The organism is Micromonospora sp. NPDC047557 (assembly GCF_043205095.1).
Lineage (GTDB): Bacteria > Actinomycetota > Actinomycetes > Mycobacteriales > Micromonosporaceae > Micromonospora.
This window is the reverse complement of the sequence record NZ_JBIDDK010000015.1, coordinates 25,323-47,562: the sequence shown is the minus strand read 5'-3', so window position 1 is coordinate 47,562 and position 22,240 is coordinate 25,323. Positions and strand designations below refer to the sequence as shown.

The 22,240-nt window shown below is 72.6% G+C and carries 24 protein-coding genes; 13 read left to right on the top strand and 11 right to left on the bottom strand.

Going from position 1 to position 22,240, the window contains the following annotated elements; genetic code table 11:
- The first annotated feature begins 73 nt into the window (after positions 1-73).
- The 3 genes from ACGGAQ_RS27265 to ACGGAQ_RS27255 all read left to right on the top strand — a co-directional run bounded on the left by ACGGAQ_RS27265 (position 74) and on the right by ACGGAQ_RS27255 (position 4,013).
- Positions 74-691 (top strand): DUF998 domain-containing protein, encoded by a 618-nt coding sequence (locus tag ACGGAQ_RS27265; RefSeq protein WP_393053925.1) that lies wholly within the window; start codon positions 74-76, stop codon positions 689-691.
- Between the two features lie 140 nt (positions 692-831).
- The gene (pta, locus tag ACGGAQ_RS27260; RefSeq protein ID WP_393053923.1) at positions 832-2,901 is read left to right on the top strand and encodes a phosphate acetyltransferase; all 2,070 of its coding nucleotides are present in this window, start codon (positions 832-834) and stop codon (positions 2,899-2,901) included.
- Positions 2,898-4,013 (top strand): acetate/propionate family kinase, encoded by a 1,116-nt coding sequence (locus tag ACGGAQ_RS27255; protein ID WP_393053920.1) that lies wholly within the window; start codon positions 2,898-2,900, stop codon positions 4,011-4,013. Before pta ends, ACGGAQ_RS27255 begins: the two co-directional genes overlap by 4 nt.
- Before the next feature lie 43 nt (positions 4,014-4,056).
- Here the strand turns inward: ACGGAQ_RS27255 and ACGGAQ_RS27250 are convergent, their stop codons facing one another.
- Positions 4,057-4,230, bottom strand: a complete 174-nt coding sequence (locus ACGGAQ_RS27250) for a hypothetical protein (RefSeq protein ID WP_393053917.1) — start codon at positions 4,228-4,230, stop codon at positions 4,057-4,059.
- 157 nt (positions 4,231-4,387) lie between these two features.
- Between ACGGAQ_RS27250 and ACGGAQ_RS27245 the strand changes: the two genes are divergently transcribed.
- Positions 4,388-5,281: an alpha/beta hydrolase family protein gene (locus tag ACGGAQ_RS27245; RefSeq protein ID WP_393053914.1), complete on the top strand. Its 894-nt coding sequence runs from the start codon at positions 4,388-4,390 to the stop codon at positions 5,279-5,281.
- 23 nt (positions 5,282-5,304) lie between these two features.
- Positions 5,305-5,850, top strand: a complete 546-nt coding sequence (locus tag ACGGAQ_RS27240) for a nucleotidyltransferase domain-containing protein (protein ID WP_393053911.1) — start codon at positions 5,305-5,307, stop codon at positions 5,848-5,850.
- Here the strand turns inward: ACGGAQ_RS27240 and ACGGAQ_RS27235 are convergent.
- Complete coding sequence (locus ACGGAQ_RS27235; RefSeq protein WP_393053908.1) at positions 5,777-6,193, bottom strand: MerR family transcriptional regulator; 417 nt, start codon at positions 6,191-6,193, stop codon at positions 5,777-5,779. The genes ACGGAQ_RS27240 and ACGGAQ_RS27235 overlap by 74 nt on opposite strands.
- A 90-nt stretch (positions 6,194-6,283) precedes the next feature.
- Here ACGGAQ_RS27235 and ACGGAQ_RS27230 point away from each other — a divergent pair, with 90 nt between their 5' ends.
- Complete coding sequence (locus tag ACGGAQ_RS27230) at positions 6,284-7,333, top strand: aldo/keto reductase (RefSeq protein WP_393053905.1); 1,050 nt, start codon at positions 6,284-6,286, stop codon at positions 7,331-7,333.
- A gap of 151 nt (positions 7,334-7,484) precedes the next feature.
- Positions 7,485-8,450, top strand: a complete 966-nt coding sequence (locus tag ACGGAQ_RS27225; RefSeq protein WP_393053902.1) for an alpha/beta hydrolase family protein — start codon at positions 7,485-7,487, stop codon at positions 8,448-8,450.
- Between the two features lie 105 nt (positions 8,451-8,555).
- Here ACGGAQ_RS27225 and ACGGAQ_RS27220 read toward each other — a convergent pair whose 3' ends face one another.
- The 3 genes from ACGGAQ_RS27220 to ACGGAQ_RS27210 all read right to left on the bottom strand — a co-directional run bounded on the left by ACGGAQ_RS27220 (position 8,556) and on the right by ACGGAQ_RS27210 (position 11,227).
- The gene (locus ACGGAQ_RS27220; RefSeq protein WP_354858483.1) at positions 8,556-9,518 is read right to left on the bottom strand and encodes a zinc-binding dehydrogenase; all 963 of its coding nucleotides are present in this window, start codon (positions 9,516-9,518) and stop codon (positions 8,556-8,558) included.
- Positions 9,519-9,554: 36 nt separating this feature from the next.
- Complete coding sequence (locus ACGGAQ_RS27215) at positions 9,555-10,733, bottom strand: NADP-dependent malic enzyme (protein ID WP_393053899.1); 1,179 nt, start codon at positions 10,731-10,733, stop codon at positions 9,555-9,557.
- 143 nt (positions 10,734-10,876) lie between these two features.
- Positions 10,877-11,227, bottom strand: a complete 351-nt coding sequence (locus tag ACGGAQ_RS27210; protein ID WP_393053896.1) for a S24/S26 family peptidase — start codon at positions 11,225-11,227, stop codon at positions 10,877-10,879.
- Between the two features lie 84 nt (positions 11,228-11,311).
- Here ACGGAQ_RS27210 and sodN point away from each other — a divergent pair, with 84 nt between their 5' ends.
- The 3 genes from sodN to ACGGAQ_RS27195 all read left to right on the top strand — a co-directional run bounded on the left by sodN (position 11,312) and on the right by ACGGAQ_RS27195 (position 12,674).
- A complete protein-coding gene (sodN, locus tag ACGGAQ_RS27205) occupies positions 11,312-11,716 on the top strand; it encodes a superoxide dismutase, Ni (RefSeq protein ID WP_007464694.1) in 405 nt (134 codons plus the stop codon).
- A 62-nt stretch (positions 11,717-11,778) separates the two neighbouring features.
- Entirely contained in the window at positions 11,779-12,234 is a 456-nt protein-coding gene (locus tag ACGGAQ_RS27200) for a GNAT family N-acetyltransferase (protein WP_393054190.1), read from the top strand.
- A gap of 32 nt (positions 12,235-12,266) precedes the next feature.
- A complete protein-coding gene (locus tag ACGGAQ_RS27195) occupies positions 12,267-12,674 on the top strand; it encodes an anti-sigma regulatory factor (RefSeq protein ID WP_393053893.1) in 408 nt (135 codons plus the stop codon).
- 72 nt (positions 12,675-12,746) lie between these two features.
- Here the strand turns inward: ACGGAQ_RS27195 and ACGGAQ_RS27190 are convergent, their stop codons facing one another.
- On the bottom strand, positions 12,747-13,181 hold the full coding sequence (locus ACGGAQ_RS27190) for a hypothetical protein (protein WP_393053890.1): 435 nt from the start codon (positions 13,179-13,181) through the stop codon (positions 12,747-12,749).
- On the opposite strand from ACGGAQ_RS27190, the gene ACGGAQ_RS27185 reads away from it, so the two are divergent.
- Both ACGGAQ_RS27185 and ACGGAQ_RS27180 read left to right on the top strand, forming a co-directional pair.
- Positions 13,180-14,130, top strand: coding sequence for a diacylglycerol/lipid kinase family protein (locus ACGGAQ_RS27185; protein ID WP_393053887.1), 951 nt, complete (start codon positions 13,180-13,182; stop codon positions 14,128-14,130). The two genes, ACGGAQ_RS27190 and ACGGAQ_RS27185, sit on opposite strands and share 2 nt — an antisense overlap.
- A gap of 447 nt (positions 14,131-14,577) precedes the next feature.
- Positions 14,578-14,835 carry a WhiB family transcriptional regulator gene (locus ACGGAQ_RS27180; RefSeq protein WP_007072794.1) on the top strand — a complete coding sequence of 86 codons (258 nt, stop codon included), beginning with the start codon at positions 14,578-14,580 and terminating at the stop codon, positions 14,833-14,835.
- Positions 14,836-14,946: 111 nt separating this feature from the next.
- Here ACGGAQ_RS27180 and ACGGAQ_RS27175 read toward each other — a convergent pair whose 3' ends face one another.
- Genes ACGGAQ_RS27175 through ACGGAQ_RS27160 form a run of 4 tightly spaced genes read right to left on the bottom strand, consistent with a single transcriptional unit; the run spans position 14,947 to position 18,360 of the window.
- Complete coding sequence (locus ACGGAQ_RS27175; RefSeq protein WP_393054187.1) at positions 14,947-15,735, bottom strand: sirohydrochlorin chelatase; 789 nt, start codon at positions 15,733-15,735, stop codon at positions 14,947-14,949.
- Positions 15,732-16,493 (bottom strand): phosphoadenylyl-sulfate reductase, encoded by a 762-nt coding sequence (locus ACGGAQ_RS27170; RefSeq protein ID WP_393053884.1) that lies wholly within the window; start codon positions 16,491-16,493, stop codon positions 15,732-15,734. Before ACGGAQ_RS27170 ends, ACGGAQ_RS27175 begins: the two co-directional genes overlap by 4 nt.
- On the bottom strand, positions 16,490-16,651 hold the full coding sequence (locus ACGGAQ_RS27165; protein ID WP_167393614.1) for a hypothetical protein: 162 nt from the start codon (positions 16,649-16,651) through the stop codon (positions 16,490-16,492). The genes ACGGAQ_RS27170 and ACGGAQ_RS27165 overlap by 4 nt, the downstream gene beginning before the upstream one ends.
- A complete protein-coding gene (locus ACGGAQ_RS27160) occupies positions 16,648-18,360 on the bottom strand; it encodes a nitrite/sulfite reductase (protein ID WP_393053881.1) in 1,713 nt (570 codons plus the stop codon). Before ACGGAQ_RS27160 ends, ACGGAQ_RS27165 begins: the two co-directional genes overlap by 4 nt.
- 353 nt (positions 18,361-18,713) lie before the next feature.
- Here ACGGAQ_RS27160 and ACGGAQ_RS27155 point away from each other — a divergent pair, with 353 nt between their 5' ends.
- Positions 18,714-20,267, top strand: coding sequence for a glycosyltransferase family 39 protein (locus tag ACGGAQ_RS27155; protein ID WP_393054184.1), 1,554 nt, complete (start codon positions 18,714-18,716; stop codon positions 20,265-20,267).
- Between the two features lie 355 nt (positions 20,268-20,622).
- On the opposite strand, the gene ACGGAQ_RS27150 is transcribed toward ACGGAQ_RS27155, so the two are convergent.
- A complete protein-coding gene (locus ACGGAQ_RS27150) occupies positions 20,623-22,215 on the bottom strand; it encodes a histidine kinase N-terminal domain-containing protein (protein ID WP_393053878.1) in 1,593 nt (530 codons plus the stop codon).
- Positions 22,216-22,240 lie beyond the last annotated feature (25 nt).

Sequence of the window (22,240 nt, the reverse complement as noted above, 5' to 3'; positions counted from 1 at the left end):
CATAAGCCCGGCAACCCGCCGCAGGACACCGCGACCGTACGCCACCTGCGCCTCGGCATCGGCTTCGGTCGGCTTGGCCCTGCCCGTCGCACTGGTGGTCGGCCACATGGTCGCCAGCCGTCGCGTCGTCGTCCTCGACTCGCTCAGCGCCTATTACCACACCGAGATGCGCAACATCTTCGTCGGCGCACTGTGCGCGATCGGGGTGTTCCTGATCGCCTACCGCTACCGCTGGCCGGAGGATTTGTTAGGCACGATCGCCGGGACGCTCGCGATCCTGGTGGCCCTCTTTCCGGTGCACGGGCCGACCGGAGGCGACAGCCGGCTGGTCGGTCTGGTGCACCAGGCCGCCGCCGGGTCGCTGTTCGTCCTGCTCGCCGCCTTCTGCCTGTTCCTGTTCACCCGACCCGACCGTGCTGGGGTGCCGCCCGGACGCGCCGCCAACCGCTGCTACCGCGCCTGCGGCCTGCTCATCCTGGCGGCGATCGCAGGCGCGCTGGCGAGCGGGGCGCTGCCCACCGACGTCCGCCACGCCCTCCAGCCGCTGCTGTGGTGCGAGACCCTCGCCGTGGCCGCCTTCGGCACCGCCTGGGTCGTCAAGAGCGACGCGATCTTCCGCATGGCAAGGCTGCCCGACGCGCCACCGTCCGCCGAGACGATCGGGCCGCCGTCCGCGACAGCCGCGTCCTGAGCGGACGGGACGTGCCCTGACCGCCGACAGGAACAGGTCCGGGAGCGCAACCTCCAGCGGACACTCTGGCTGGCCCGCCGGGTCGATGTGCTGACGAGCGGTGACCGACGACGACCACCACGATCTTGTAGCGTGGGGCCGTGGCGCGCAGCGTGTATCTGACCAGCGTCGGTTCGGGCGGGGGCAAGTCGACAATCGCCCTCGGGCTGGCCGAGTTGCTGTCCCGCCAGGTCGGGCGAATCGGTGTGTTCCGGCCGCTGGTGGCCGACACCGGCCCGGACCCGATCCTCGCGCTGCTGAGCGAGCGGTACCGGGTCGAGGTGCCGCTCGCCGAGCTGGCCGGATCCACCTACGCCGAGGCGGCCAGGCTGGTCGCCGACGGCCGACGGGAAGAGCTGATCTCCGCTGTCGTCCAGCGGTACCGGGCGGTGGAGCGGCAGTGCCCGGCGGTGGTCGTGGTGGGCAGTGACTTCGACGACCCGGGCGACCCGGCGCACCCCCGCGAGCTGGCCTTCAACGCCCGGCTGGCCACCGAGTTCGGCAGCGTCGTGGTGCCGGTGGTGGACGGCTACGAGCAGGAGCCGACGGCCGTCGCGGCGGCCATGCGCGGGGCGTACCACGATCTGGCCGACCTGGGCGCGACGGTGCTCGCGGTGATCGCCAACCGGGTGTCCGAGCCGATGACGCTGCCGGAGCTGCCCGTGCCGGCGTACGCCATCCCGGAGGTGCCGAGCGTGTCGGCGCCGACGGTGGCCGAGGTGGCGGCGGCGCTCGGCGCCACCCTGCTGGCCGGGGACGACGCGGCGCTCGGCCGGGACGTGCTGGACTTCGTGGTCGGCGCGGCACACGTGCCGACCCTGCTGGGCCACCTCACCGAGGGCGCTCTGGTGATCACCCCCGGGGACCGGGCCGACCTGCTCGTCGCCGCCAGCGCGGCGCACGTGGCCGGGCAGGTGTCGGTGGCGGGGCTCGTGCTCACCCTCGGCGAGCAACCCGACCCCCGGGTGATGCGGTTGGTGGAGGGCCTGAACACCGGCCTGGCCGTGCTCTCCGTCGGCAGCGACAGCTACGACACGGTCGAGGCGTCCAGCCGGATCGAGGGGCGGCCCAGCGTGGCCAACCCCCGCAAGGTGGAGGCCGCGCTCGGCGCGTTCGAACGCTGCGTGGACACCGACGACCTGGCCCGCCGGCTGCGGGTCAGCCGCTCGACGCGGGTCACCCCGCTGATGTTCGAGAACGAGCTGATCGACCGGGCCCGCTCGAAGCCCCGGCACCTGGTGCTGCCCGAGGGCGCCGAGGAGCGCATCCTGCGGGCGGCGGAGATCCTGCTGCGCCGGGGCGTGGCCGACCTGACGCTGCTCGGCCGCCCCGACGACATCGCCCGGCGCACCCGCGAGCTGGGCATCGACCTCGGTGACGCGCGGCTCGTCGACCCGGCCACCAGCCGGTGGCGCGACGAGTTCACGGCCGAGTACGCGCGGCTGCGCGCCCACCGGGGCGTCACCGCCGAGCTGGCGCACGACATCGTGGCCCAGCCCAACTACTTCGGGACGCTCATGGTGAACGCCGGGTACGCCGACGGCATGGTTTCGGGTGCCACGCACACCACCGCGGCGACCATCGTGCCCGCGTTCGAGATCATCCGTACCGTGCCGGAGGTCTCGGTGGCCTCCAGCGTCTTCTTCATGCTGCTCGCCGACCGGGTGCTGGTCTACGGCGACTGTGCGGTCAACCGCGACCCGGACGCCGCCCAGCTCGCCGACATCGCGATCTCGTCGGCCGACACCGCCGCCCGCTTCGGCATCGAACCCCGGGTGGCCATGCTGTCGTACTCCACCGGCAGCTCCGGCGCGGGCGAAGACGTGGAGAAGGTCGCCGCGGCCACCGCGCTGGTCCGGGAGCGTCGGCCCGACCTGCTGGTCGAGGGGCCGATCCAGTACGACGCGGCGATCGACCCCGCCGTGGCGCGGACGAAGCTGCCCGACAGCCCGGTCGCCGGCCAGGCCACGGTCTTCATCTTCCCGGACCTCAACACGGGCAACAACACGTACAAGGCAGTGCAGCGCTCGGCCGGGGCGGTCGCCGTCGGCCCGGTCATGCAGGGCCTGCGCCGGCCGGTGAACGACCTGTCCCGCGGCGCGACCGTGCCGGACATCGTCAACACGGTAGCGATCACCGCCATTCAGGCGGCCGCCGAGGAGGCGTCATGAGTCGGGTGCTGGTGCTCAACTGCGGGTCGTCGTCGGTGAAGTGGCGCCACTACGACGGGGACCGGCCCCTCGACCAGGGCACCGTCGAGCGGGTCGGTGAGCCCGGCGGCGGCCCGGCGGACCACGCCAGCGCCGTCCGGCAGATCCTGGCCGGGCTGGACCTGAACGGGCTCACCGCGGTCGGGCATCGGGTGGTGCACGGCGGACGGAAGTTCACCACTCCGGTCCTCATCGACGACGCGGTGCTGGCCGCGATCAAGGATCTGGTGCCGCTCGCCCCGCTGCACAACCCGGCCAACCTGGCCGGCATCGAGGTGACCCGGGCGGCGCTGCCGGACGTCCCGCAGGTCGCCGTCTTCGACACGGCGTTCCACCACACCCTGCCGGAGGCCGCCGCGACCTACGCGATCGACCTGGACACCGCGCAGCGGTACGGCATCCGCCGGTACGGCTTCCACGGCACCTCGCACGCGTACGTCTCCCGGCGTACCGCCGAGCTGCTGGGCCGCCCGTACGAGCAGCTCAACACCATCACCCTGCACCTGGGCAACGGGGCCAGCGCCTGCGCGGTCGCGAACGGCCGCAGCGTCGCCACCTCGATGGGGATGTCGCCCCTGCAAGGGCTGGTGATGGGCACCCGCAGCGGCGACCTCGACCCGACCGTGATCTTCCACCTGCGGCGGGAGGGCGGGCTGTCGGTCGACGACATCGACGACCTGCTCAACCACCGCAGCGGGCTGCTGGGGTTGACCGGCGTCAACGACATGCGCGAGGTGCTCCAGCGCAGGGCGGCCGGGGACCGGGCAGCCGCGCTGGCCTTCGACGTGTACTGCCAGCGGATCACCGGGTACGTCGGCGCGTACTACGCGCTGCTCGGCCACGTGGACGCGATCGCGTTCACCGCCGGCGTGGGCGAGCACGCCGCGCCCGTCCGGGCCGCCGCGCTGGCGGGCCTGCAAAGGCTCGGCATCAGCGTGGACGAGGCGCGCAACGGCGGCGAGGGCGACCGGGTGATCTCGCCGGACGACGCCGAGGTGAGCGTCTGTGTCATCCGCACCGATGAGGAACGGGAGATCGCCCGGCAGACCCGGGACGTGGTCGGGGCGAACTGAAGCCCCCCGACCCGCCCGGTCAGCGCACTGCCGCGCCGGCTGGTCAGCCCATCGCCAACCAGGCGACGAGGGCCACCAGCAGTACGACGACCACCGCCGCACCGACGATGAGCGGCAGGCGGGACGGCGCGTCGGCCGGGCCAGCGGCCTCCGGCGTCTGGGTGAAGGCGCGGAACGCCTCGGTGTTGCCGCTGGGGTCGGTGTAGTTCTCAGCCATGTCGGTGACCCTAGCGAAGCCGGTCGCCGAGCGCCGCCCCCGCCTCCGCCGTCCCACCGGGTCGAGCCGGCCGGCGGAGGCGACCCGACCGGGTGGCGGGCAGAGCCGGGCCGGACGGCGGGGCCGCCGGACGTGCCCGGGCACCTACGGTGAAACGGTGGGGGCGGGACGGCTGGTCGCCGTACTGGTGACAGCGCTGCTGGCCGGTTGCGCGCCGGCCACCGCCGTGGCGGGCGGCTCCACCGGGCCGCCGTCCGCGCGCCGAGCGCCCGAGGGGTCGTACGTCGTCGGCGTGCGTACGCTCACCCTCGATCCGCGCTCGGCGCGCCCCCTGCCGGTGACCATCTGGTATCCGACCGGGACCGACGGGGTGGCGGCCGGGCGGTTCCCGGTGGTGATCTACAGCCACGGGCTGCACAGCCGACCCGAACTGCACGCCGGGCTGACCACTCGCTGGGCGGCGGCCGGTTTCGTGGTGGCCGCGCCCGCGTACCCGCACACCCGCGCGGGTGCCGCGCACTTCACCCGGGCCGACGTGCGCAACCAGCCCGCCGACGGTTGGCGGCTGATCCGGCACCTGGGCCGCCTCGACGACGACCCGGGTGATCCGCTCGCCGGTCACCTGGACCTGACGTCGATCGCCGCCGCCGGTCACTCGGCGGGCGGCTTCACCACCTCCGGCATGTTCACCGAGGGCCACCCGACCCGGCTGCGCGCGGGCATCGTGATCGCCGGCGGCGGCCTGCCCGGCAGCTTCGCCGGGTCGCCCGCGCCGGTGCTCTTCGTGCACGGCACGGCGGACGCGGTGGTGCCGGTGACGGTCGGCCGGGCGGCGTACGCGCGCACCCGAGGGCCGGCCGCGTTCCTCAGCGTGACAGGTCAGGGGCACGGCGAGTACCTCACGCCGGACCGTCCCGGCTTCGCCCCGGTGCTGGCCACGACGACCGACTTCCTGCGCTGGACTCTCTACGGCGACAGCGCTGCCGGCGCGCGCATCCCCCTCGACGCCCGCACGCCCCTGACCCGCTACGAGTCACGCCCGCTCCCCTGAAGCGCAGCCGGTACGGTGGCCCGGTGGACCACCTCGCGCGCCGCCAGTTGGCGAGCATCGCCGAGTTGGTCGAGCTGACCAGGCCGGCCGGCATCGAGGTGTGGCTGCGCGGTGGCTGGGCGATGGACTTCCAGCTCGGCGAGGTGTCCCGACCGCACGTCGACGTCGACTGGTACTGCTGGCGGGACGACGCGGAGCGGCTGGCAGCCCTGGTGCTGGCCCGGGGCTGGCGTCCGGACCCCCGGATGCCGGCGGAGCTACAGCTCGACCTGTTCGCGGGTGACGTGGAGGTCAGCGTCGCGTACCTGGGTCGGAATGACAGCGGCCGGCCGACCGTGGGCGCCGGGCCCTGGGCCGGCACACCGCTGCCGGCCGGGATGCTGGACGCGCCGGCCGGCCGGATCGGCACGCTGGTCGTGCCGACGATCTCGGTGCCGGCCCAGATCGAGTTCAAGCAGATGTACCCGGTGTGGATGCCGGAACGTCCCCGCCGCCCTAAGGACGCGGACGACCTGGATCGACTGCGGGCTGCCCCTCGTCGAGCAGGTCCTCGTACACCCCGATCTTGAAGCCGATCAGGTCCAGGCACTGGGTGAGCCTGCCGATCTGGCTGGTGACGCGCTCCCGGTGCTCGCGCAGGAGGGCGAGACGTTCCTCCTCGTTGCCGGCGCCCTCGCGGACGAGGTCGGTGTACCGGCGGAGCGCGGGCAACGGCATGCCCGAGGCACGGAGAATGATGCAGACGGTCAGCCAGTCGACGTCGTCCTGGCTGTAGACGCGACGCCCGCCAGGCCCACGGCGTACGGGATCGACGAAGACGCCCTCCTGCTCGTAGAAGCGGAGAGCGTGCACGCTCAAGCCGGTGCGTTCGGCGACCTGCCCGATGCTCAGACTCACGGTGTCCTCGGCCATGCCGAGCAGGGTAACGAGGCTTGACCTAGAGCCGACTCCAGCTCCTAGGGTCCCCCGTGATCGTTACGACATCGCCAAGGGAGCATCGGCATGCGCTATCGCAGACTCGGCGGCACCGGCATCGAGGTGAGCACCCACTGCCTCGGGACCATGATGTTCGGCGCCGTCGGAAACCCGGACCACGACGACTGCGTCCGCATCGTCCACGCGGCCCTGGACCAGGGCATCAACTGTGTCGACACCGCCGACATGTACGGCCGGGGCGAGTCCGAGCAGATCGTGGGCAAGGCGCTGCGGGGGCGCCGGGACGACGTCGTCCTCGCCACCAAGGTGCACTTTCCGATGGGTGAAGGGCCCAACCAGGGTGGCAACTCACGGCGCTGGATCCTCAAGGCGGTCGAGGGGAGCCTGCGGCGCCTGGGCACCGACTGGATCGACCTCTACCAGGTCCACCGCCCCGATCCCTCGACCGACATCGAGGAGACGCTCTCGGTGCTCACCGACCTGTTGCGCGACGGAAAGATCCGCGCCTTCGGGTGCTCGACGTTCCCCGCCGAGGAGATCGTCGAGGCGCACCAGGTCTCCGAGCGTCGCGGCCTCGGGCGGCTGCGCACCGAGCAGCCGCCGTACTCGATCCTGGCCCGCGGGGTCGAGGCGTCGACCCTGCCGGTCTGTCAGCGCTACGGCATGGGGGTGCTGGTCTGGAGCCCTCTCGCCTTCGGGTTCCTCAGCGGGAAGTACCGCAGGGACCGGCCCGTCGACCTGTCTACCGGGCGTGCCGTGCTCCGGCCGGCGCAGTTCGATCCCACGCTCGCCGAGAACTCCGCCAAGCTCGACATCGTCGAGCAGCTCGTCGACCTCGCGGCGGGCATCGGCTGCACGCTCCCGCAGCTCGCCATCGCCTTCACCGTCGCCCATCCGGCGGTCACCTCGGCGATCATCGGACCGCGGACCATGGCGCACCTGGAGGACCTGCTCAAGGGCGCCACGCTCACCCTGGACGACGCGACCCTCGACCGAATCGACGAGATCGTGCCGCCCGGAACCAACCGGTACGACCCCAACGCCGCCTTCCCGCCACGCTCCCTGACCGACACCGCCCGGCGGCGGCGCCCGCTCCCCGAACGCGCCGCGGCCTGAGCGAAGCGGTCACGGCCTGGCCTGGGCGAGTCGGTCACATCGCGGCCTGAGCGAGCCGGTCACGCTGGGGCCTGAGTCAGCCGGTCACGGCGTGGGCACCGCGCGTCGAACCGCGCCGAGCCGGTCGGCGCCGCAGGGCACAATTGGCTTCATGTCGCGTCGCGTCACCTCCACGCTGCTGGCCAGCGTCCTGCTCATGGCCGGCCTGGTCGGCTGCTCCGCCGACGCCCGTAAGACCGAGAGCTGGCGGGCGCCGACCGAGCCACCGCCCGCCGCCACGCCGACGCCGCAGGTACCCGCCGGGACCGCACCGAAGAGCGCCTTCGGCGTCGGCGTACGCCAGCTCAAGCTGAACCGGGACGGCCGCGCGCTGCCCGTGACGCTCTGGTATCCGGCGACCGGGGAGGCCGGCGGCGCGGTCAAGCGGTCCGCGGCGGCGGCGCAGGGCCGGTTTCCGGTGGTGATGTTCAGCCACGGCCTCACCGGGCGGCCGGAGGACTACGCCACCCTGCTGACCCGCTGGGCGGCGGCGGGCTTCGTGGTGGCCGCGCCGACGTTCCCGCACACCTCCCGGGGCGCCGACGGCAACATCCTCGACGTGCTCAACCAGCCGGCCGACGTGTCGTACGCGCTGACCCAGGTGTTGGCGCTCGACGGCAAGGCCGGCGACGGGCTGCGCGGCCGGCTGGCCACCGACCGGGTCGCCGCGGCCGGGCACTCGGCCGGCGGGGTGACCACCATCGGCCTCTTCACCGCCAGCCGGGACGAGCGGCTGGACGCCGGGGTGGTGTTCGCCGGCACGGCCGTCGGCGTGGGTACGGCGTTCGCGGGCGCGACCGCGCCGCAGCTGTTCGTGCACGGCGAGCTGGACGAGGTGGTCGACTACGCGGCGGGCAAGGCGGCGTACGACAAGGTGCCCTGGCCGAAGGCGCTGCTCAGCCTGCCCAAGGGTGACCACGGGCGGGCGCTGCTCAGCGACGCCGCGACGCTGCGGGTCGTCTCGGACACGTCAGTCGAGTTCCTGCGCTGGTCGCTGTACGGCGACGCGGAGGCCAAGAAGCGCATCCCCACCGACGCGACGCGCGGCGACATCGCCACCTTCGACGATCACCTCTGACCCACGCAGAAGATCCGCGCAACATCGGGGATGGTGCTGCCTCAACGCGTCGGGAGGTAGCAGTTTCCCCGAAGTTGTGCGGATCTTCGCGGTGCGGGCGCGGGGTCAGGCGGTGTGGTCGATGACGATCTTGCCGAAGGTGTCGCCGGAGTGCAGGCGGGCGAAGGCGTCCTCGACCCGGCTGAACGGGACCACGGTGTCGATCACCGGGCGGACCTCGTTCTCGGCGCAGAACGCCAGCAGCTCGTACAGCTCCTCCGGCGTGCCCATCGAGGTCCCCAGGATCTCCAGCTGCATGGCGAAGACCCGGCGGAGGTTGACCGACGGCTGGTGGCCGGCGGTGGCGCCGGAGACCACGATCCGGGCCATCGGCGCGGCCGACTTCAACGAGTGGTCGAACGTCGCCGCGCCGACCGTCTCGATCACCACGTCGACCCGCTCCGGCAGCCGGGCACCGGACTCCAGGGCGGTTGCACCGAGGGCGGTGATCCGCTCCCGCTTGGCGGCGTCCCGGCTGGTCGCGTACACCCGCTTGCCCATCGCGACAGCGAGCGCGACGGCCGCGGTGGCGACGCCGCCGCCCGCGCCCTGCACCAGCACGCTGTCGGCGTCCGCGACGCGGCCCTTGGTGGTCAGCATCCGCCACGCGGTCAGCCAGGCCGTGGGCAGGCACGCCGCGTCGGTCGCCGCCATGCCGTCGGGCAGTGGGATCAGGTTCGACCGGGGTACGGCGACCCGCTCGGCGAGGGTCCCGGCGAAGTGCTCGGACAGGATGGAGACCCCGCGCGGGTCACCCGGGGTGACGACGACCGGGTAGACGACCATCTCGTTGCCGTCGGCGTCCACGCCGACCGCGTCGCAGCCGAGGATCATCGGCAGCTGGGCCTCGGTGAGGCCGACCCCGCGCAGCGACCAGAGGTCGTGGTGGTTGAGCGAGGTGGCCCGCACCTGCACGGTCACCCAGTCGTCCTCCGGGTGGGTCGGCTCGGGCCGCTCACCGACGGTGAGGGCGGCGAGCGGATCGGCATCGTCGAAGCGGGAGGCGAAGGCGGCACGCATGATCGGCACGGTAACAAGCTGAGCGCCCGTTAAGGAAGGCTCTGCCTACCGGCGGGCGACTCCGTCGCGGCGGGCCGCTTCGGCGACGGCCTCGGCGACGGCCGGGGCGACGCGCGGGTCCAGCGGCGACGGGACGATCGCGTCGGCGGTGAGCGACTCGGCCACCACGCCGGCGATGGCGTCGGCGGCGGCGACCTTCATCCCCTCGGTGATCCGGGTGGCCCGCGCGTCCAACGCGCCCCGGAACACCCCGGGGAAGGCCAGCACGTTGTTGATCTGGTTGGGAAAGTCGCTGCGGCCGGTGGCCACCACCGCGACGTGCCGGGTGGCCACCTCGGGGTGCACCTCCGGGGTCGGGTTGGCCAGCGCGAACACGATCCCGCCGGGTGCCATCTGGGCGACGGCCGCCTCGGGGATCTGCCCGCCGGAGACACCGATCAGCACGTCCGCACCACGCAGCGCCTCGGTGATGTCGCCCTGGCGGCCGTCGGCGTTGGTGCTCGCCGCCAACTCGGCCTTGGTGCCGGTCAGCTCGGTGCGGTGCCGGCCGATGATCCCCTTGGAGTCGCAGACCACCACCTGGTCGGGGTTGACCCCACCGGCGACAAGCATCTTCGTCACGGCCACGCCGGCCGCGCCCGCGCCACTCACCGCCACCCGCAGGTCACCGAGCTTGCGGTTGAGCAGGGTGGCGGCGTTGCGCAGCGCGGCGAGCACCACGATGGCGGTGCCGTGCTGGTCGTCATGGAAGACCGGGATGTCCAGCGCCTCGTCGAGTCGGCGCTCCACTTCGAAGCAGCGCGGCGCGCTGATGTCCTCCAGGTTGATCCCGCCGAACGACGGGGCCAGTGCCCGCACCACCGCGACGATCTCGTCCACGTCCTGGGTGTCCAGGCAGACCGGAACCGCGTCCACCCCCGCGAACTGCTTGAACAGCACCGCCTTGCCCTCCATCACCGGCAGCGCGGCGCGCGGGCCGATGTTGCCGAGCCCGAGCACCGCCGAACCGTCGGTGACCACCGCGACGGCGTGCGACGCCCAGGTGTAGTCGTCGGCCAGGTCGGGGTCGGCGGCGATCGCCTCACACACCCGGGCCACACCCGGGGTGTACGCGAGGGAGAGGTCCTCGCGGCTGGTGAGCGGGACCGTCGAGGCGACGGCCATCTTGCCGCCCAGGTGCAGTTGGAAGACGGGATCAGCAGGGTCCATGGTGGACGAAGACATGATGGTGACTCCAGGATCTGTCGAGCAGACGGGGCGGCCGGCCCGGCCGCGAGGTGGGCGGCGAGCAGTGGCACGCGGTGCGGGGGGTCACCCGGGCACTTTCCGAGCATAGTGTCGGCACCGTCACTCGGATGTGAGCAGGGTCATAACGGCCGACGGTGCACCCGTCCGGGGCGGGGCCAGTAGCGCAACAGCACCCTCCCGCGCACGTCGGCCACCCCGTACGCCCGGGAGTCGTCGGTGACCAGATCGTTGTCGCCGCGCAGCCACCAGCCGCCGTCCTGCGGTCGTACCGCCCGCTTCACGACCAGCAGCTCGGGACGCGTCCGGAAGACGGCGACCACCACGTCACCCGGTCGGATCGGGCGCCCCCCCGAGCGGACCAGCACCGCGTCGCCGTGCCGCAGCGTCGGCGCCATGGACGGGCCGGTCACCGAAACGAGCGTCAGTGGCCCGCGCAGGTGCGGCGCCTCCGCCGGGTGATCGGCTCGCACTGGTTTCACCTCCACCCGGTTCGGGGAGCACTCCCAGGAGTAATGTCGCCTTTGATCATCGCAAACTTCCCATGGAGGATCCCGATGCGACTTCCACGCATCCTTGCGCCCCGCGTCACCGCGAGCGCTCACTGCGACCTGCCGTGCGGCGTCTACGACCCGGCCCAGGCCCGGATCGAGGCCGAGTCGGTCAAAATGATCTGCGAGAAGTACCAGGCGAACACCGACCCGGAGTTCCGCACCCGGGCGGTCATCATCAAGGAGCAGCGCGCCGAGCTGGTCAAGCACCACCTTTGGGTGCTCTGGACCGACTACTTCAAGGCGCCGCACTTCGAGAAGTACCCGAACCTGCACACCCTGTTCAACGAGGCCACCAAGCTCGCCGGCGCCGGTGGCGTCAAGGGCAGCCTCGACCCGGCCACGGCCGACAAGCTCCTCGCGAAGATCGACGAGATCGCGAAGATCTTCTGGGAGACCAAGAAGGCGTGACCAACGCCGTCATCCCGACGATCCGGCCGGTACGTCCCGAGGACGTGCCGGCCGTCGTCGCCATGGTGCACGAGCTGGCGGAGTACGAACGCGCACCCGACCAGTGCCACCTCACCACCGAGCAGCTCACCTCGGCGCTGTTCGCGACCGCTCCGGCGCTCTTCGGCCACGTCGCCGTCGACGAGCGCGACCAGCCGATCGGCTTCGCCCTGTGGTTTCTCAACTTCTCCACCTGGGCTGGCGTGCACGGCATCTACCTGGAGGATCTCTACGTCTCCCCGGCCGCCCGGGGCACCGGCGCGGGCCGGCTGCTGCTCGCCACGCTTGCCGACATCTGCGTACGACGGGGTTACCGGCGCCTGGAGTGGTGGATGATCGAGTGGAATCCGGCTGCCGGTTTCTACGCCTCCATCGGCGCCGAGCAGATGAGCGAGTGGGTCCCCTACCGGCTCAGCGGTGACGCGTTGCGCGACCTGGCGGCTCAGGCGGAGGCCGCCGACACGCGCCGGAAAGACTGACCGGGTAGAGTCCCCGACCGGGGGGATGAGGCGTGACTCAACTGACCGGCCAGCCAGCGACCGACGACGACGTGGTGCACCTCACGGTGCCCGCCGACGGCGGTTACCTCGGCGTGCTCCGCACCGCCACCGCAGGTCTCGCGGCCCGGTTGCAGTTCGCGCTCGACGAGATCGAGGATCTGCGGATCGCGGTCGACGAGGCGTGCGCCATGCTGCTCGCCATCGCCACCCGCGACGCCGTTTTGGAGTGCCGGTTCTCGGTCACCAACGACGCGCTGACCGTCGAGGTGACCGTGCCGACCGTGCGCGGGGCGACGCTGCCGGCCGAGTCGTCCTTCGCCTGGAAGGTGCTCACCGCCCTGACCACGTCGGCGTCCGCCGCGGCCACCGACGGCCGGGCGACGATCTCGTTGCTCACCCGCCGCTCCGGCGGCTACTGACCGACGCGCACCGCCGGTCCCGCACAGCCGGGGCCGCGGGCGAGTCCGTTGCTTCCCGCCCGTGCGGCGGGGTCACTCGAAGCCGAGGGCCTTCGTCGTGGGCGGGCTGATCAGCAGCCAGCCGACGCCCAGGCCGAGCGCCATCAGCGGTACGCCCAGCCAGCCGAGCCCGGCCTGGATCATGAACCAGCCGATCGGCAGCAGCATGAGCTGAAGGACGATCGCGGGGGCCCGCGCGCCGGCCTGCCGGCGCAGCAGCGCGCGGCCCAGCGCCCAGAGCGCGACGGCCGCCCCGACGGCGAACGCGGTCACCAGCAACGCCGACGCCAGGTCGGTGGTGGTGGCGGTGAGGTCGGCCCAGACCAGCCAGACCGCGATCAGCCCGACGGCGACCGCCTCCGCCCAGAGCAGCCGCACCGCCCAGCGGAGTGTGACGGGAACCGGGGCCGAGTCGATGGTCACGCGCGCCACGATACCCGGGCTACCGAGAGGTACAGTGCCGCCCATGCGGGCCGTCCTGGTGGTCAATCCGAAGGCCACCACCACCAGCGAACGCAGCCGGGACGTGCTTGTCCGGGCGCTGCGCAGCGAAGTCGACCTCAGTGTGCGCTACACCCGTCGCCGGGGGCACGCCATGGCGCTGGCCCGGGAGGCCGCCGCGGAGGGGGTCGATCTCGTCGTCACCCTGGGTGGTGACGGCACGGTGAACGAGGTGGTGAACGGCCTGATGGCGGCCGAACCGCCGGCCGGCGTCGAGGGCGCCTCGATGGCGGAGCGACTGCCCGCGCTGGCCACCGTTCCGGGCGGTTCGACGAACGTGTTCGCCCGCGCGTTGGGCCTGCCCCGGGAATGGCCGGAGGCGACCAGCATGATCCTCGAAGGGTTGCGCCTGGGCCGACACCGCACGGTCGGACTGGGCCGCGCGGACGACCGCTACTTCACCTTCTGCGCCGGGTTCGGCCTGGACGCCGCGGTGATCCACCGGGTGGAGCAGGCGCGGCGCAAGGGGCGGGTCTCGACTCCGGGGCTCTACCTGCGCTCGATCATGAACCAGTACTTCTTCGCCTCGGACCGGCGGCATCCGGCGATCAGCCTGGAGCGACCGGGTGAGCCGGCGGAGGACGAGCTGGCCACCGTCATCATCCAGAACACCGCTCCATGGACGTACCTGGGCGACCGCGAGGTCAACCCGAACCCGGAGGCGTCGTTCGATCTCGGCCTCGACGTGCTGGCACTGCGTCAGCTACGGGTGGCTAGCACAACACGGACAGTCACCCAGTTCCTGTCCCGGCGGCCGGATCCGAGCGGTCGTCAGGTGTTACGTCTCCATGACACAGCGGAGTTCACCCTGGTCTCCAGCCGCCCGCAGGCGTTCCAGCTGGACGGCGACTATCTTGGCGAGCGGGAGAAAGTCAGATTCACATCCATTCCGGCCGCACTCAGAGTAATCTGCTAGGTCTCGGGTACTGCCCTTGGTCGACGCGGCACCGCAACCGCACCGGCAGGCGCCGCCACACCGAGGGGCAGGTGCCGGAAATGTCAGCAATGTCACGCGGACTGTACTATATTGATCCTCGGCTGTGGCACGGCGGGTAACCAGGAACGCACTGGAACCCGGACAAATGGGTTGTGGGCTTGCTCACCGCTTGGAGTTTTTCCGAGCGTCACCCTTGACATCACGAGCGTTCGTGAAAGTATTCACAAGCGAACTTGAGTTACCGGGACATTGCCTGGATATGCTCGTCAGGTTGAGCTGTTCCAGCAGGTCTCCGAGGCTAACCGCCTGCTCACGCACTGCCGAATGGTCAGACGCGAACGGTCACCATAGGCACTGCTGATGCATATAGGAAAAGCACTACCCGCAATAAATTGCCACCCATCCAGAATGAGGAGTGTTGCCGCCATGGACTGGCGTCACCATGCTGTCTGCCGCGACGAGGACCCGGAACTGTTCTTCCCGATTGGGACGTCCGGACCGGCTCTCCTGCAGGTCGAGCAGGCCAAGGCCGTCTGCCGGCGCTGCTCCGTGACCGACCAGTGCCTCCAGTGGGCGCTCGAGTCGGGTCAGGACGCCGGCGTCTGGGGCGGGATGAGCGAGGAGGAGCGGCGCGCTGTCAAGCGGCGCGGCGGCCTCCGGGTGCTGCGCGCTCACTCCGCCTGATCCCCAACGACACAGCTGCACGCCCCGGCAGGTCCGCCTGCCGGGGCGTACTGCTGTCCCGTGCCCGCCAACCCGCCTGAGCCGCCGTCTGCGCTGCCGGGGTCTGGGCCGTCAACCCGTCGGCGCCAGCGCGCCCCGGTCGTCGACCCGGCGCAGCACCAGCTCGGCCAACTCCGGCGCATCCGTCAACGGGGCCGCCACCGCCACCGCACCGGCCGCCCGAGCCGAGTCGGCCACCGCGTCGTGAAACAGGCCCGGCGCGAGGAAGTACGCGGACACCGCCACCCGGCGCGCGCCAGCCGCCCGCAGCCGGGCCACGGCCACACCAGTCGCCGGTGGGGCCGCCGAGGCGTACGAGACACGGCAGGGCACCCCGAACTCCGCGCCGAGCGCGTCCGCCACCCGGCCCACCGAACCACGCGCCCGCGCGTCCCGGGTGCCCGCGGCGGCCAGCACCAGCGCGTCGAAGCGCCCCGGGCCAACCTCGACGAGCCGACGGCGCAGCCCCGCCAGCAACGCCGGCGACACCGTTCCGTCCGCCGGGCCGAGCACGTCGGTCACCCGTACCGCCAGTGGGGGTCCGGCCTCCGTCGCGGCGGCGACGGCCGCCGGAATGTCCACCCGGTGGTGGTACGCGGCGGTCAGCAGCAGTGGCACCACCACCGCACGGGGATGCCCGGCCTCGGCCAGCCTGCGCAGCACCTCGGTCGGTCCCGGCTCGGTGTGGTCCAGCCAGCTCGCCCACACCGACAGGCCAGGCCGGGCGGCCGACACCGCCCGGGCCAGCGCCCGGGTGGCCTCGGCCGCTCGTGGATCCCGGCTGCCGTGGGCGACAAGCACCACCGGGGCCGCCCCGCCGGCCGCAACCGGGCCGGTCGGGGTCGTCGGTGACGAGGTCAGACGTGCAGCCCGCACTCGGTCTTCTCGAACATGGCCCACCGCCCGGCCCGCGGGTCCTCGCCGGCCTTCGTCCGCCGGGTGCACGGCCAGCAGCCGATCGAGCCGTAGCCCTGCTTGAACAGCTCGTTGACCGGGACGTTCCAGCGGGCGATGTAGGCGTCCACGTCCGCCTGCGACCAGGCCGCGATCGGGTTGACCTTGACCTTGCCGCGCCGCGCGTCGAACGTCACGACCGGCGTGTTGGCACGGGTCGGCGACTCGTCCCGGCGCAGGCCGGCGGCCCAGGCGTCGTACCCGGACAGCGCCCGCTCCAGCGGCTCCACCTTGCGCAGCTGGCAGCAGTCGTCCGGCGACTTGTTGAACAGTCGCGGGCCGTACTGGCCGTCCTGCTGCCCCACGGTGAGCCGGGGCCGGATCGACCGAACGTTCACCGGCAGCGTCCGGGCCACCTCGTCGCGTACCCGCAAAGTCTCCGGGAAGTGCAAACCGGTGTCGAGGAAGACCACGTCCACCCCCGGGGCGACCCGGGACACCAGGTGGGCCAGGACGGCGTCGGCCATCGAGCTGGTGACGCAGAAGCGGTCACCGAAGGTCTGCGCCGCCCAGCGGGCGATCTCCAGGGCGGGGGCGCCCTCCAGGTCCTGAGCCGCCTGCTCGGCCAGCGTCCGCAGCTCGTCCGCGCTGCGCCCGGCCGGGTCGGTCGACGTCTGAGCGCCCGGACCGACCAGGCGCAGGCTCGCTGCGGAGACGAGACTCATCGGGTCACCGCCCGGGAGAGCAGCCCGGTGAACTTCACCGAGAAGACCCGGGTGCAGGCGTGGCACTCCCAGGCGCCGTGCCCCGCCTCGTGCGGCCGCAGGTCCTCCTCGCCGCAGTACGGGCAGTACAGGGGTGCCGCTCGGTTCTCGCTGCTCATCGCAGTTCCTCCTCGTCGACTCTGATCACCCAGTTGGCGAACGTCTCGCCCTCGCTCCGCCCGGCCAGGTAGCGACGGGCCAGCCGTTCCACGTACTCCGGAAGCTCGTCGGCGGTGGTCTTCAGGCCGCGCAGCTTGCGGCCGAAACCGGCCGTCTGCCCCTGGGCCATGCCCAGGCCACCACCGAGGTGCACCTGGAAACCCTCCACCTGCCGGCCGTCCGGGCCGACCACCAGCTGACCCTTGAGGCCGATGTCGGCCACCTGGGTGCGGGCGCAGGCGTTCGGGCAGCCGTTGATGTGGATCGAGATGTCCGCGTCGAAGTCGCGCAGCCGCTGCTCCAGCCGGGCCACCAGCTCCTCGCCGCGGGCCTTCGTCTCGACGATGGCCAGCTTGCAGTACTCGATGCCGGTGCACGCCATCGTGCCGCGTCGCCAGGCCGACGGCCGGGCCTCCAGCCCGATCCCGCGCAGCGCGTCGACAAGCGACTCCGTCCGCTCCGACGGCACGTCGAGCACCAGCAGCTTCTGGTACGGGGTGAGCCGCACCCGGTCGCTGCCGTGCGCCTCGACCACGTCGGCCAGCTGGGCGAGCTGCCCACCGGAGACCCGCCCGACCACCGGGGCGGCCCCCACGTAGTGCCGCCCGTCGGCCTGCTCGTGCACGCCCACGTGGTCGACCGGCTTCGCCGGCAGCTTCGGGGCGGGACCGTCGAGCAGCGTACGGCCCAGGTACTCCTTCTCCAGGACCTCCCGGAAACGCTCCACGCCCCAGTCGGCCACCAGGAACTTCAGCCGGGCCCGGTTACGCAGCCGGCGGTAGCCGTAGTCGCGGAAGATCCCGACCACACCGGCCCACACGTCCGGCACCTCGGCCAGCGGCACCCAGACGCCGAGCCGCTTGGCGAGCATCGGGTTGGTGGAGAGCCCGCCACCGACCCAGACGTCGAAGCCCGGCCCGTGCTCCGGGTGGTCGACACCGAGGAAGGCGATGTCGTTCGACTCGTACGGGGTGTCCACCAGCCACGAAATCGAGGTCTTGAACTTGCGGGGCAGGTTGGAGAACTGCTTGTCCCCCACGTACCGGGAGACGATCTCGTCGATCGCCGGGGTCGGGTCGAGCAGCTCGTCGCGGGCCACCCCGGCGACCGGGCTGCCCAGCACGATCCGTGGGCAGTCGCCGCACGCCTCGGTCGTCTGCAGGCCGACCGACTCCAGCCGACGCCAGATCTCCGGCATGTCCTCGACGCGGATCCAGTGGTACTGGATGTTCTGCCGGTCGGTGATGTCGGCGGTGTCCCGGGCGAACTCCCGGGAGATGTCCGCGATCACGCGCAGCTGAGCCAGGCTGAGCTGGCCGCCGTCGATGCGGACCCGGAGCATGAAGAACTCGTCCTCCAGCTCGTGCGGCTCCAGCACGGCGGTGCGCCCGCCGTCGATGCCCGCCTTGCGCTGGGTGTAGAGGCCCCACCAGCGGAAACGGCCGCGCAGATCCTGCGGATCGATGGAGGCGAAGCCGCGGTGCGCGTAGATGTTCTCGATGCGGGCCCGGACGTTGAGCGGGTCGTCGTCCTTCTTGATCCGCTCGTTGGGGTTGAGGGGCTCGCGGTGGCCGAGCGCCCACTGACCCTCACCCCGGGGCCGGCGTGGCGCCCGGGCCGGGCGGGCCGTCGGGTCCTCGGAACGGGCCGGGATGCTGCTGACCGCCATCGCGGCGTCCTCCGTTGTCTGCTGTGCCTCGGGCTACGCGGGGCGCGGCGGCCGGCCCGCGTAGCGGGCGGGACAACGGTGTCTTCAGACAGCCGGCGCGGAGCGCGCCCGAGACGGATTGGTCGGGCGTCGTCAGTAGGCCGGACAGATCGCGCTGCGCACGCGGCCGTAATCGACGTGGCGACGAGCCACGAAGCGGCGGACGACTGCGGCGGTCATGGGCCCATGCTGCCACACCCCATGGGGGCCGGCCAATGTCCGCGTGCTGGATCCCACATCACGGGCCCGCCTGGCCGTGGCAGGCTCGGACCGTGGGCGGATTGTCCGAGTCGACCGGGGCGGCGTGGGAGCGTATGCGCCGCCTGCCGGTCTGGCTCGCCCCGGCGCTGTTGACCCTGGCGGTGACCCTGACCGGGCTGGGCTCCGCCCAGCTCTGGCGCGACGAGCTGGCGACCTGGAGCGCTGCCACCCGCTCGCCCGGCGACCTGGCCCGCCTGGCTGGCACCATCGACGCCGCCACCGGGCCGTACTACCTGCTGATGCACTGCTGGACCAGAGTCTTCGGCGACTCCACCATCGCCCTGCGGGTACCGGCCGTGCTGGCGATGACCGTGGCCGCCGGGCTGCTCGCCGTGCTCGGGGCGCGACTCGTCGACCGGCGTGCCGGCCTCTTCGCGGGGCTGCTGTTCGCGGTGCTGCCCGGCACCTCCCGCTACGGTCAGGAAGCCCGCCCGTACGCGCTGGCCACCATGCTCGCCGTGCTCGCCACCCTGCTGCTGGTGACCGCGCTGCGTCGACCGAGCTGGGCCCGTTGGGCCGGTTACGCCGTCGCCGTCGCCGCGCTCGGGCTCATCCACCTGATCGCGCTCACCCTGCTGGCCGCGCATGCACTGGTCGTGCTGGTCACCTGGTGGCGTGGCCCGGCCGCCGCCGGCATCGCCTCGCCGGCCGCCGGGACCATGCCGGTCCACGACAATGCGCCGGTCCACCACGCCATCCCGACCCACGACAGTGCGCCGGTCCACGACAGTGCGCCGACCGGCCGTCCCGGCGGCCGGGACCGACGGATTTGGCGGTGGGTGATCGCCCTGGTGCCGGCCGCGCTGGTGGTGGCCCCGCTGCTGCTGCGCGCCCGCGCCCAGCGCTCCGAGCAGTTGAGCTGGGTCGATCCGGCCCGGTTGGACGACCTGAGCGCGCTGCCCGGCGGCGTGGCCCAGAGCAGCGTGGTGGGCGGTCTGCTGGTCGGGGTTGCCGCTCTGGGCGCGGCCCGGCTCGGGCGGCGCGCCCTGCTGCTGGTGAGCGCGATGCTGCTGCCCGTGCTGCTGCTCTTCGCCGTCGGCACGGTCGTACCCCTGTGGGTTCCTCGGTACCTGGTCTTCGTGGTGCCGTTCGCGTGTCTGCTGGCGGGCGCGGCGCTGGCCGCGGTCGCGGCGCCGGCCGCGGTAGTCGTGGTGGTCCTGGCCGCGCTGCTCGGCCTGCCCGACCAGGCCGCGCTGCGACGGACCCACGAGTGGCCGCGCAGCGCGCCGGTGGACTACGCGGGGGCGGCGCGGGTGATCGCCGACGGCCAACGCCCGGGGGACGCGGTGGTCTACTCGCCCCGGCACAGTTGGCTCTTCCTCGACCTCGGCATCGAGTACCACCTCGGCGACCCCCCACGGGATGTGCTGGTCACCGAGGACGAGGTCCGCCGGGGCGACCTGTGGGCGGCCGAGTGCCCGCAACCGGCACAGTGCCTGGCCGGCACCCCACGGGTGTGGCTCGTCGTCTCCGGCCGGCACGCCGAGCCGCTGGCCGCCGTGCCCGGCGCCAAGGGCGACGCGCTGCGCACCGACTTCACCGTCACGCAGGTCTGGCAGCGCCCCGGCCTGACCGTCGCGCTGCTGACCAGCCGCCCCGACCGCTGACCCACCCAGCCCGGTCGTCGCCCCGGGGCCGATGCCGCCCAGGGTCCGGGGGCGGGCGGCCCTCTGTGTTACCGCGTCGGCCCGGCACTACAGCTCGCTCCAGCTCCACCTCCACCCGGCGCGACAGCCTGGACACCCCGCCACCCGCCGGCCGCCACACCTCAGTAGGCGGTATACCTGTGGGTCATATTTATGACTCACAGGTATACCGCTCCAAACGACATGGCTGCCCAGCCGCGCCGCGCCACCAAGCCGGGACGGCGAACGCGCCACCAACGCCAGAGCGCGACGCGTCGCGCTTCACCCCAGCGGCCGACGGGGGCGTGACCGGGCGGGGTGGCCGCGGGCGGGGGGGTCAGGCTTGTGAGCGGCCCTCCGGGGCGCTGCGGGCCAGCGGGACGACGAGCAGCGCCTCGGTGCCGCCCTTGGCGCCCGCGCGCAGCTCGATGGTGCCGCGCAGCTCACCGGTGACCAGGGCCCGCACGATCTGGAGACCGAGCCGACTGCCGCGCTCGGCGTCGAACTCGGGTGGCAGCCCGCGCCCGTTGTCGGTCACCGAGACGTGCAGCATCTTGCGGAACCGGTGCGCCGAGACCACCACCTCCGGTCGCGCCGACGGATCAACCTCGGCGACGACGGCCGGTACCACGCCCGAGGTCGGCGGCGCGGGTGCGTCGTCCGTCTCGTCGGCTGGCGGGAAGCCGTGTTCGACGGCGTTGAGCAGCAGTTCGTTGAGGACCATCACCAGCGACGTGGCGATCTCCGCGGGCAGTACACCGAAGCTGCCCTTGCGGCGCATGCCGACGCTCACCTCGGTCGCCGCGACCTCGGTCGCCGCACTGGCGACCCGGTCGACGATGCCGTCGAACTCGACCGCCTCATCGCTGGACATCGAGAGCGTCTCGTGCACGAGAGCGATCGAGGCGACCCGGCGGACGGACTCCTCCAGGGCGACCCGGGCCTCCGGCATGGCCACCCGACGGGCCTGCAACCGCAGCAGCGCGGCCACCGTCTGGAGGTTGTTCTTCACCCGGTGATGGATCTCCCGGATGGTGGCGTCCTTGGTGATCAGTGCCCGGTCCCGACGACGGACCTCGGTGATGTCCCGGACCAGCACCAGCGCGCCGATCGGCACCCCGGCCGGCATCAGCGGCAGGGCCCGGGTGAGCATCGTGGCCCCACGTGCGTCGATCTCCCGCCGGGGCGGCGCCTCGCCGCGCAACGCCGCGAGGATGCCGTTCGCGGCCTCGGTGCCGTCCAGCGGGTCGCCCGCCAGCCGGCGGTGCAGCGCGGCCAGGTCCTCCCCCACCAGGTGGGAGGCGTAGCCCAACCGGCGGTACGCGGACTGCGCGTTCGGGCTCGCGTAGGTGACCTTGCCACCGGCGTCCAGCCGGACCAGTCCGTCGCCGACGCGGGGCGCGGAGGTGGTCTCGCCCGGGTGCCGCGGTGGCGGGAAGGTGCCGTCCGCGATCATCTGGGCCAGGTCGTCGGCCGTGGTCAGATAGTTGAGTTCCAGCTGGCTCGGCGTACGCGCGGTGGAGAGGTTGGTGTCGCGGCCGACCACCGCGATCACCTCGCCGGCCTCGCCGTCGGCGGTGCGTAGCCGGACCGGGATCGCCTCGTGTCGGGCCGGCACGTCGCCGTACCAGACCGGGTCGCCCTCCCGCCAGATCCGCCCCTGGGAGTAGGCGACCCCCAGGTGGGCCACCTCCGACCCGCCGATGATCCGGCCCACCTGGTCGTCCTGGTACGCGGTGGGCGCGGTCGTCGGGCGGACCTGGGCGACACAGAGGAACGTGCCCTCGGCGTCGACCGGCACCCAGAGCAGCAGGTCGGCGAAGGACAGATCGGAGAGCAGCTGCCAGTCGCCGGCGATCCGGTGCAGGTGGTCGATGTCGGCCGGACGGAGATGGGTGTGCTCCTCGGCGAGGTCGCGCAGCGTGGACACGGTGACCAGGGTGCCACGCCGCGCG